Here is a 9,862-nt window from a genome sequence, read left to right as displayed (position 1 = left end):
GTCCTCCTGTGATAAGTTTGAGCGGTTGGCAGACCGGCTCCCATCTTATCACCGGGTTCAAAGGATGGCTACTCATAGCTGTAAGCTTTCCCGAACCCCCAGTCTAACTGGGGGTTTTCGTATACAACAAAAACAAACCCGGTTATCGGGTTTTGAGGGTCGTCAAGAGAGCGAGCAGGAACCATTACCCATGCCAAAAAAACCTCGTGAGCGCTGCCCACGAGGTTTTTGGTCTATTCAAGAGATTTCCGCCGCTTTGCCCGGCGTGAACATTTTCTGCAAAAACAGGGTGACGGCCCCGATCTCCATCGCGTGCGGCCCCAGCTCGCTCGTCACGATGGTGACCGCCTGCGCCGGCGTTTGCAGCGCACGTTCCTGCACCGTTTCCCGCAGCTTCCGGAGAACGAAATCGCCTGCCCGGGCAACCCCGCCGCTCAGGATGATCTTCGAGGGGTTGAGGGTGTTGATCAGGTTGGCCAGACCGATCCCCAGATACTTGCCGGTATCCTCCAAGATCCTGATCGCCAGCTCATCTCCCTGCTGGGCAGCCCGGTGCACCATTTCGCCCGTAAGCTGCTCCAGGTCGCCCGATACCCATTCCTTGAGCACGGAGACTGCCCCGGAACGAATCGCCTCCCGGGCGCGCCGGGCGATGGCCGGCCCCGAGACGAAGGCCTCCAGACAGCCGTTGTTGCCGCAGTGGCATTTCGGCCCTTCGATGTCGATCGTGGTATGGCCCATCTCCCCGGCGGAATAGGAGGTTCCGTGGTACAGGCGGCCCTCCAGGATGATGCCGGCCCCGACGCCCGATCCCACATAGACGCAGATGAAATTGGAGATGCCCTGTCCCTGGCCGAACCAGCTCTCTCCCAGCGCCAGGGCCCGGACATCGTTCTGCACTTCCACCGGCAGCGAGAAGGTGGTCTCCAGCACCTCCTTGACCGGAACATTGCGCAGATGCAGATGGGGCGCGTAGATGGATACCCCGCGTTCCGGATCGATCAGGCCGTGCATGCCGACGCCGATGCCCAGGATCGAGTGAACCGCTTCATCCGTCTGGGTAATCAGGCGCCGCACGACACTGGTCAGCCTTGCCAAAAATTCCTCGGGCGAAGGTTGTGCCGGAATGCCTTCTTCCACATACTGAACCACCTGGCCGTCCAGCGTGGCCGTTACCCCCCGTATGCGCTTCGTTCCCACGCAGATGCCGATGACGGTAAACCTGGAGGAATCGAGGCGCAGCAGAATCGGCTTCCGGCCGCCCGATGATTCGCCCAGCTCGCTTTCCACCACCAGCTTGGATTCCAGCAGTTCGTTGACGATATTGGTCACCGTCGGCGGGGTCAATTTGGTCAGTTTGGCAATCTCCGCCCGGGAAATCGGGCCGTGCCGGCGTATGACGTGCAGGATCGTCGATTTATTCAACGATTTCATCCATTGAAAACTGCCTGTTTGCAATTCTTGCGACATGTGATTACTCCTCTTTTGCATCGTGCCGTTGAACCTAGCGTATCAAAATATCGGGCCGAAGGTAAGTGCGGCCGCCTTCCTTCACTTCCACGTACGGCCAGTCGCCGGTGTGGGTGAGAAACTCGTTTTCCTCCGGCCCCACCAGAATGGTGTCCTCCGACTTGATGCCGCGGATCGCCGGGTTCCAGGCAAACGCCTGCCCCAGCTGGACAACGCCCTCGCAGGTCGGCGTGGCCAAAAATTCCCTCGTCGCATATCCCGTCGGTCCGCCTTGATGGAGATAGCGCCAGTCATCGGGAAACCCCATCTCGGCGTACATCCGGATCCCCTGCTGGAAGACGTCCCTGATCGCCACACCCGGGCGTGTCGCCAGATTCATGGCCAGATCAATCCGCGCCAGCTTCTCCCTGTTCTCCCGCAGCTCGGCATCCAGCGGACCAAAATGGACAAACCGGGTGGCGTTGGTGACTAATCCCCCCTGCTCCGCGCAGAGGACCAGCATCGCGTATTTCTCCAGCTTCTTCCCCGTCGGGATGGGATGGCGGTACCGGTAGATCCGCTCGTCGGTCGCCACCAGGATCACCTGGGGATTCATCCCCTGTGCGATCACATCGTGCGCCAGCAGCGCGTGGATCTCATGCTCGCTCATGCCCGGCCGGATCTTCCGGCACACACCTTCCAGCGCTTTCGCCGCCGCCTGCGACAGGGAGCGGTAGCGGGCGATTTCCGAGTCGTCCAGCACATAGGTTAGCTCGGCAATCTGCCTGGAGAGATCGATCCCGTCCACTCCCAGGACAGCCGGCAGGTGATCCAGGCCGATCCTTTTCCCCCTGCACAGGGCGGCGATCGCCTCGTCCGCCCCTTCGTACCACTCGGGCACCACCCACTCGCAGTCGAGATCGGACAGCTCCTCTTCCCGGATGCGCGCTTCCTCCATTTTCAGCGTCACGCAATAGACCTTGTCGGGCAACACCAACAGATCGGCGACACCCAATTCCGTGATCTGCACGATGTAGTTGCTCCGCCCGCCTGTCAGCCAGGAGAAATGGCGCCGTTTGCGAAGCAGAATCCCGTCGACGCCCGCCTCCCGCATCAGCGTGCGCAGCCGGGCGATGCGCGTTTCCGCTGCCTTATTGGTGCCCATCCGTCTTTCCCCCTGCGCCCGTTTGGTAGCCGTGCGGATGATGGCGGTGCCAATTCCACGCGCTCTCGATGATGGTGCCCAAATCCGCGTAGCGCGGCTGCCAGCCCAGCTCCCGCTTCGCCTTTTCCGACGAGGCGATCAGGACAGCCGGATCGCCCGCACGCCGTTGTTCCACTCGCGCCGGAATGGGATGGCCGGTCACTTCCCGCGCCTTGTCGATCACCTGTTTGACGGAAAAACCGCTGCCGTTGCCCAGGTTGTAGACGGCGCTCTCTTCTTTTTGCCGCAAGCGCTGCAGCGCGAGATAATGCGCCTGCGCCAGGTCCATCACGTGGATGTAATCGCGGATGCAGGTGCCGTCCTCCGTCGGATAGTCGTCGCCGAAAATGGCGACAGATTCCCGCTGTCCCAATGCCACCTGCAGGATGATGGGAATCAGGTGGCTTTCCGGCCGGTGATCCTCGCCGAGCCGGCCATCCGGATGGGCCCCGGCCACATTGAAGTAGCGCAGGGAGATGTACTTGATCCCGTAAGCCCGGTCGCACCATTTCAGCATCTTTTCAATCGCCAGCTTTGTTTCGCCGTAGGGGTTGGTCGGCTCTGTCGGATCGTCCTCCTCGATCGGCACGCGCTTCGGTTCCCCGTAGGTGGCGGCCGTGGAAGAGAAGACGATTTTCTTCACCCCGTGCGCGCGCATGGCAGCCAGCAGCCGCTGTGCCGCCACGACGTTGTTGTCATAGTATGCCAACGGATCGGTCACCGACTCCCCGACCAGCGAGCTGGCGGCAAAATGGATGACCGCTTCGATCGCGTTCTCGGAGAAGATGCGGTCAAGCAGCTCCGCATCCCGGATATCCCCCTGGTAAAACTTCTGGGCAAGCACGGCTGCCGCGTGTCCGGTCCGGACGTTATCCAGGACAACCACATCTTCGCCGTGCGCCAAAAACTCCGCCACCGCATGGCTGCCGATATATCCGGCTCCCCCTGTTATCAAAATGGACATGATTCCGCCTCCCGATCGATTTCTCTCACGCCGTCGCCGATCTCGCAGAAGTAAAATTCGGGCGTCAATCCGGTGGCGCCGCGGTAGCTCTCCTCCACCCGCCGCCGGAATTCATCGATCTGGGCATGGTGCACCAGATTGACCGTGCAGCCGCCAAAGCCCGCTCCCGTCATGCGTGCGCCGATGCAGCCTTCCACCTGCGCGGCCGCCTCCACCAACGCGTCCAGCTCTTTGCCGCTTACCTCGTACAGCTGCCGAAGCGACTGATGGGACTCCTTCATATAATGGCCGAAGGTATGCAAGTCCCCCTGAACCAGAGCTTCTGCCGAGCGCTGGACGCGATCGTTTTCCCGCACCACATGCTCCAGCCGGTTGCGGATCACCGCCGAAGGAATGTGCTGCCGGACGCTCTCCCACTCATCGACCGTGACGCTGCCAAGGTCGGCGCGATGCGGCAGATGGGCCTGCACGATCCGGAAGCCTTCCTCGCACTCTGCCCGGCGTTCGTTGTACTTGGACTCGGCCAATTCCCGCCGCTTGTTGCTGTTGATGATCACCAGCCGGTAATCCCCCAGCGCGAGCGGTACATAGCGGTATTCCAGCGTCTGGCAGCGCAGCAGCATGGCCTGTCCCGCCTTTCCCATGCCGACAGCGAACTGATCCATGATGCCGCAGTTGACGCCCAGGTACTCGTTTTCCACCCGCTGCGCAAGCTTGATCAAGTCGATCTTCGACATGCCGCTGTCGGCAAGCGCGGAGAGGGCGTAAGCGGTTGCAAGCGTGATCGAGGCGGACGAAGAGAGCCCCGCACCATTGGGAATATTGCCATGGTAGATCAGCTCGCAGCCGGGCAGCTCGACGCCTTGGGCGCACAGGTGCCAGACGACCCCTTTCGGATAGTTGCTCCAGCCGTCTTCCGGCCGGTACGCCAGCTCGTCTGCCGTACATTCCACCTGCTGGGCGAAGCCGGTGGAGAAAAACCGGAAGCGCCCATCCGCGCTCGGCCTGACCGCCACCCAGGTGCCGCAGTCAAGCGCGGCGGGAAAAACGTAGCCGCCGGTGTAATCCGTATGTTCGCCAATCAGATTGACGCGTCCGGGGGCGAAGAAAATGCGGAACGGCTCTCCGCCCGGTCCCACAAATTGTTCGATCATACCCATCCGCTATCGCCTGCCTTCCTTTTCCGTAAATAGGCGGTGCGCTTCCCGCAGCTTGCCGGCCGTTTCTTCGACCGATTGCGGGTTGCAGGCCGCCCATGCCCCCATCTCGGAAGAAGCGTAATATTTGATCCGGTTGGCTTCCCGCAGCGGCGTATAAAATTCAATGTGGAAGTGATAGTAATCCCCCACGTCCTCGCCGTTCACCGGCCGCTGATGCAGCACCATCATGTACGGGAACAGCCTGTCGAACAGGGCATCCATCGCGCCCGTCATCTCCTTGAGGATCTCGGCGAGGCTGCGCTTTTCCGCCGGGGTAAAGTCGCTGAGCGCGGTCATATGCCGCTTGCTGACGATAAAGAGACCATAGGGATAATCCGTAAAGAACGGCAGATAGGCGAGGAAATCCTCGTTTTCATGGATGACCCGCTGCGCAAACGCTTTTTCTTCCCGGTTCATGTCGCAGATCAGGCAGCGGCCGGTACGCGCATGATGACGCTTACAATTTGTCAGTTCGGTGCGAATTTTCAGAGGCATTTGCGAATAGGCGTATATCTGGCCGTGCGGGTGAGGCATTGTGACGCCGCATTCCTCTCCGCGGTTTTCAAAAATCATGACATACTGGTGGCGCGGATCTTTCTCCAGCTCCACAAAACGTTCCGTCCACAGATCGATCAGTTTTTCGATATGCTCGACGGAGAGCTGTGGCAAAGTGGCCGTATGGTCCGGCGAATAGAGAATCACTTCGCACTTCCCGTAAGCCTTCTCCGTCCGGTACAGGTCCGACCCGACCGGATCGGGCTCCGGAGGTTCGGGCATCAACGCCGGGAAATCGTTGTTGTAGCTGTATACCTCGTAATGGTCCGGCACTTTGCCGGATCCCGGGCAAAACGGACAGTAATCCTTCGGCATCTGCGGACGATGCTGCCGATGGGAAGCCACCATCGTCCAGTCATCCAGCAGCGGGTTGTAGCGCAGTTCAGCCAATTGCCTCTCCCCCCTGTGCAAGTTATCATTTGGCAGGATATAATTAATGAAGGAATAATCACTAAATTAATTAATTTAATTATCTAAGCTCATCATATTACGCTGCGACCCGTTTGTAAACCTTTTCGCGCCATTCTTAAGGAGGAAAATTGCGTTGAGTCAATGGAAAGACGCCTATCACCACTGGAGCAGCCATCCCGCCATGCTTCCTGCGCTGCGGGAAGAACTGCTCGCCTTGACGGACGAAACGGAGATCGAGGACCGTTTCTACACACATCTGCAGTTCGGCACCGCCGGGCTGCGCGGCATCATCGGTGCCGGCACCAACCGCATCAATCTGTACACCATCCGGCGCGCCACGCACGGGTTTGCCCGCTATCTGCTGCGGCAGGATGAAGCCAACAAAGCCAAAGGGGTTGCCATCGCTTACGATTCCCGCCATCATTCGGCCGACTTTGCGCGGGAAGCGGCAGGAGCGCTGGCCTGCTGCGGCATTAAGGTGTATCTTTTCGAGGAAATGCGGCCCACTCCGATGCTCTCCTTTGCGGTCCGTCATCTGGGAGCCGCCGGCGGCATCGTCATCACCGCCAGCCACAATCCGCCGGAGTACAACGGATACAAGGTGTACAACGAGCATGGCGGCCAAATCGCCGAGGCTGCGGCCGAAGAGATCTGGCAGGAGATTTCCGCCATTACGGACGAACTTGCCCTGCCCACCCTTCCTGTCGAGGAAGGTCTCCGGCAGGGACTGATTCAACTGATCGGGGAAGAGATCGACCAAGCTTATCAATCCAGGCTGTCCGCGCTTCTCCTCAACCGGGAGGCCGTCCGGCAGGCGGGCGATCGGCTGCGCATCGTCTACACCCCGCTGCATGGCACCGGACTTGTCCCGGTGGAGCGGGCGCTTCGGGAGAGCGGGCTTACCAACCTTGCGATCGTGCGTGAACAAGCCGTCCCCGATCCAGACTTCTCCACGGTCTCTTCCCCCAACCCGGAAGAGCCGCAGGCGTTCGCGCTGGCCATCCGGCAGGCGGCAGAGAGGGAGGCGGACCTGATCCTGGGAACCGATCCCGATGCGGATCGCCTGGGAGTGGCGGTCCGCGACGCCCGGGGAGAGTACCCGATGCTGACGGGCAATCAGCTTGGCGCCCTCCTGCTCCACTATCTGCTGGAACAGCGGCAGGCCCAAGGAAAGCTGCCGAAAAACGGCATCGCCATCAAAACCATCGTCAGCTCCGAACTGGGACGGGCCGTCGCCGACGCCTACGGCATCCGGATGGCCGAAACCCTGACAGGCTTCAAGTACATCGCCGAAAAAATCGCGGAATACGAGCGGTCGGGAACCTTCACCTTCCTGTTCGGCTATGAGGAGAGTTACGGTTACCTCATCGGGGATTTCGTGCGGGATAAAGACGCGGTCCAGGCCGCACAGCTGACTGCGGAGATGGCCGCCGCGTACAAGGCGAACGGCATGTCGCTTTTGGATGCATTGGAGCGGCTGCAGGCGCGTTTCGGCTATTATACCGATCTCCAGCACGCCTTTACCTGCAAGGGGAAGGAAGGGGTAGAGATGATCAAGCGGGTGATGCAAGCGCTGCGGAACACACCGCTCTCCGAGATCGCGGGGCTGACCGTCCAAGCCATCAAGGATTACCTGCACAGCATTGACGGACTTCCGCCGTCGAATGTGCTGAAATACATCCTGTCGGACGGCAGCTGGTTCGCCCTTCGTCCTTCCGGCACGGAGCCCAAAATGAAGCTGTACATCAGCACCGTTGATGCGACGGCCGAACGCTCGCGGCAAAAGGCGGAAGCGCTCAAGTCCGTGCTGGTTACCTACCTGCAGTATCATATGCGCTAGTCTGCCAGAAGGAATAATATGGTAAATACGACAGAACAGAACGAGCTGCCTTTGAGGGCAGCTTGTTTTATGTGTAAAGGGAAGTAACATTGAATTCATGAAACGGATTGGTACATCATTGCGTCCATTTTCATGTAAGGGGGGCAATTGATGAAGATTTATCATTTTTTAACAGTGATATTATTGGTTTTCTCCTTTCTCACAGCTTGCCAGGGTCAACCGGAAACATCTGCAGATGTAAAGCCTATGCTGTTCACCGAACTTTATCAAGGTGATTTATCCAAAGTGGATAAATTGACCATAAGGAACGGAAGTACAGGTGAATTAAGAACGATTACGGACAAAGCAAAAATTGTCCAATGGCTTCAGGTTATGAAAGACGTCCGCTTTGTTCCTGATCCTAACCAAGAACCGAGAAGCGGATGGAGGTATTGGGTTTCTTTGTATGAAGGAGAAAACAAGGTATTTGAGCTTTTTCCGAACAATGTGAATGGCGTATATTACCTTACCGATGAAAAAGTGATGGCGAGCATGGAAGAGCTGTTCAAGACTGCCAAAAAAGAAAAGTAAAGAAAAACTTTCTGTTTTTCCCCTCATTTACTCCTCACCTTTTTCTCCTGTCCTGTGCTTTCACAACCTCAAAAGGGCGCATCATTTCGTAATCCTCATGCTCCAGCATGTGACAATGCCATACATACCGGCCGGTAAACGGGCCGAAACGGGCGATAATGGAGGTAACGTAACCAAAAGGGGTCTGAACCGTATCCTTAAATCCCATTTCATACGGTGCCGGGGGAACGGCAGGACCTGTAAACAGCAGTTTTCCTGTACGTTGAAAATGAGCAACGTCAAAGGGCTGACGTTCAAGAATTTGAAAATCAACCAAATGTACATGGATGGGGTGAGGATCATCATCTATCACATTAATCAATCGCCATATCTCAACAGTACCTTCCTCGATTACCTCCGATATGCGATCATTCCACATTTTACCGCTTAATAAATTCAAGGAGCGGCCATATTGATCCTTTAGTCGAATTAGTGGTAAATCTCTTGTTTTCTGTGCCATGCTTTTCGTTAGTCGGTTTATTTTTCCTATATAAGCAGGAATGGAACTGGTATCTTTGCTTCTTAACGGAACGGTCACTCTGAATTGCATGACATCTGTTGTTTCGGGGGATGCGCTTTTCGTAACATTTTTGAGCGTAATTGTCTGACCGGTATGCCTGGAGAAATCCACAATCACATCAGCGCGCTCAGCGGCACCTAGCACAATTTCATTGATTTCCACTGGCTGCTCAAGAAAGCCGCCATCCGTTCCAATTTGATAAAAAGGCTGACCGGAGTCAAGTTTTAATGTAAGGATTCTGCTATTGGAGCCATTTAACATGCGAAATCGATATTTTCTTGGCTCCACTTCCATATATGGCCAGACTTTACCGTTCACCAGAATGGTATCCGCATCAAAAGGGGGAACTAACGAAGGATAAGGAGTACAAACCTCCTTATTATCCGGACAGCTTGGGTAGTAAAGCGAACCGTCCGGGTTAAACGAGCGGTCTTGGATTAATAGAGGGACCTCATATCTTCCCTTCGGAAGGTTAAGGGACTCCTCATGCTTGTCGCGGATCAGATAGAATCCCGCGAGTCCCGCGTATATGTTCAATCTTGTAATGCCGATCGTGTGGTCGTGATACCACAACGTAGTCGCCCGTTCAAGATTTGGGTACGCATATATTTCTCGTTCGAATAAAGGCCCCGTTTGTTCAAAATTTCGCGTAAACCAGGCTTCGGGGTACCCGTCACTATGGGGGGGCGTTCTGCCGCCGTGTAAATGAACAACGGTTCTTCCCTCTGGTAGCGTGATTTCAGAACCGTGAATCGTCGTATCGACAGGAAGAAAATGCTTTTTGGGAAGATCGTTTATCCATTTCACAAACACCGTTTCATACTGCATGACGTCGAAAGTTGGACCAGGGTATGTTCCCTCGTAGCCCCATAAGCGGGTAGGTGCGAGATCCCTGTGGAGCTTTTGGGTAAACTCCTTCATGGTCACTTCGTAATACGTCCATCCATTGCTTCGCTTCTTAGGGGATAATGTCTTGAGAATAGGCAGTTCATCGACAAATTTTTGCAGCTTTATCATTTCAGGCATGAGAATGGAAAACCTCCCCATCGTGAAGATCAACTGAGTAAGTTTATGTGAAACCTCTTCTTCATTATGATGGGGACTTTGTTGG

General features: G+C 56.6%; 8 protein-coding genes. 2 read left to right on the top strand and 6 right to left on the bottom strand.

Features of this window, described 5'->3' with window-relative positions; all coding sequences use genetic code 11:
* Positions 1–237: 237 nt before the first annotated feature.
* From G3578_RS16675 to galT, 5 genes are read right to left on the bottom strand one after another with little or no spacing between them, the layout of a single operon-like run.
* Positions 238–1,470: an ROK family transcriptional regulator gene (locus G3578_RS16675; protein ID WP_165214097.1), complete on the bottom strand. Its 1,233-nt coding sequence runs from the start codon at positions 1,468–1,470 to the stop codon at positions 238–240.
* A gap of 34 nt (positions 1,471–1,504) precedes the next feature.
* The gene (locus G3578_RS16670) at positions 1,505–2,614 is read right to left on the bottom strand and encodes a M24 family metallopeptidase (protein ID WP_165214096.1); all 1,110 of its coding nucleotides are present in this window, start codon (positions 2,612–2,614) and stop codon (positions 1,505–1,507) included.
* On the bottom strand, positions 2,601–3,617 hold the full coding sequence (gene galE / locus G3578_RS16665; RefSeq protein ID WP_165214095.1) for a UDP-glucose 4-epimerase GalE: 1,017 nt from the start codon (positions 3,615–3,617) through the stop codon (positions 2,601–2,603). Before galE ends, G3578_RS16670 begins: the two co-directional genes overlap by 14 nt.
* On the bottom strand, positions 3,605–4,777 hold the full coding sequence (locus tag G3578_RS16660) for a galactokinase (protein ID WP_165214094.1): 1,173 nt from the start codon (positions 4,775–4,777) through the stop codon (positions 3,605–3,607). Before G3578_RS16660 ends, galE begins: the two co-directional genes overlap by 13 nt.
* 3 nt (positions 4,778–4,780) lie before the next feature.
* A complete protein-coding gene (galT, locus tag G3578_RS16655) occupies positions 4,781–5,761 on the bottom strand; it encodes a galactose-1-phosphate uridylyltransferase (RefSeq protein WP_165214093.1) in 981 nt (326 codons plus the stop codon).
* A 202-nt stretch (positions 5,762–5,963) separates the two neighbouring features.
* Between galT and G3578_RS16650 the strand changes: the two genes are divergently transcribed.
* Both G3578_RS16650 and G3578_RS16645 read left to right on the top strand, forming a co-directional pair.
* A complete protein-coding gene (locus G3578_RS16650; RefSeq protein WP_165214108.1) occupies positions 5,964–7,622 on the top strand; it encodes a phospho-sugar mutase in 1,659 nt (552 codons plus the stop codon).
* Between the two features lie 150 nt (positions 7,623–7,772).
* Positions 7,773–8,192, top strand: a complete 420-nt coding sequence (locus tag G3578_RS16645; RefSeq protein WP_165214092.1) for a hypothetical protein — start codon at positions 7,773–7,775, stop codon at positions 8,190–8,192.
* A 34-nt stretch (positions 8,193–8,226) separates the two neighbouring features.
* Here the strand turns inward: G3578_RS16645 and G3578_RS16640 are convergent, their stop codons facing one another.
* A complete protein-coding gene (locus tag G3578_RS16640; protein WP_206529764.1) occupies positions 8,227–9,777 on the bottom strand; it encodes a multicopper oxidase family protein in 1,551 nt (516 codons plus the stop codon).
* Between the last annotated feature and the right edge of the window lie 85 nt (positions 9,778–9,862).

It is taken from the genome of Brevibacillus sp. SYP-B805 (assembly GCF_011059135.1).
GTDB lineage: Bacteria > Bacillota > Bacilli > Brevibacillales > Brevibacillaceae > Brevibacillus_F.
Note: the sequence above shows the minus strand (reverse complement) of the source record. Positions and strands in the feature narration are given on the sequence as shown.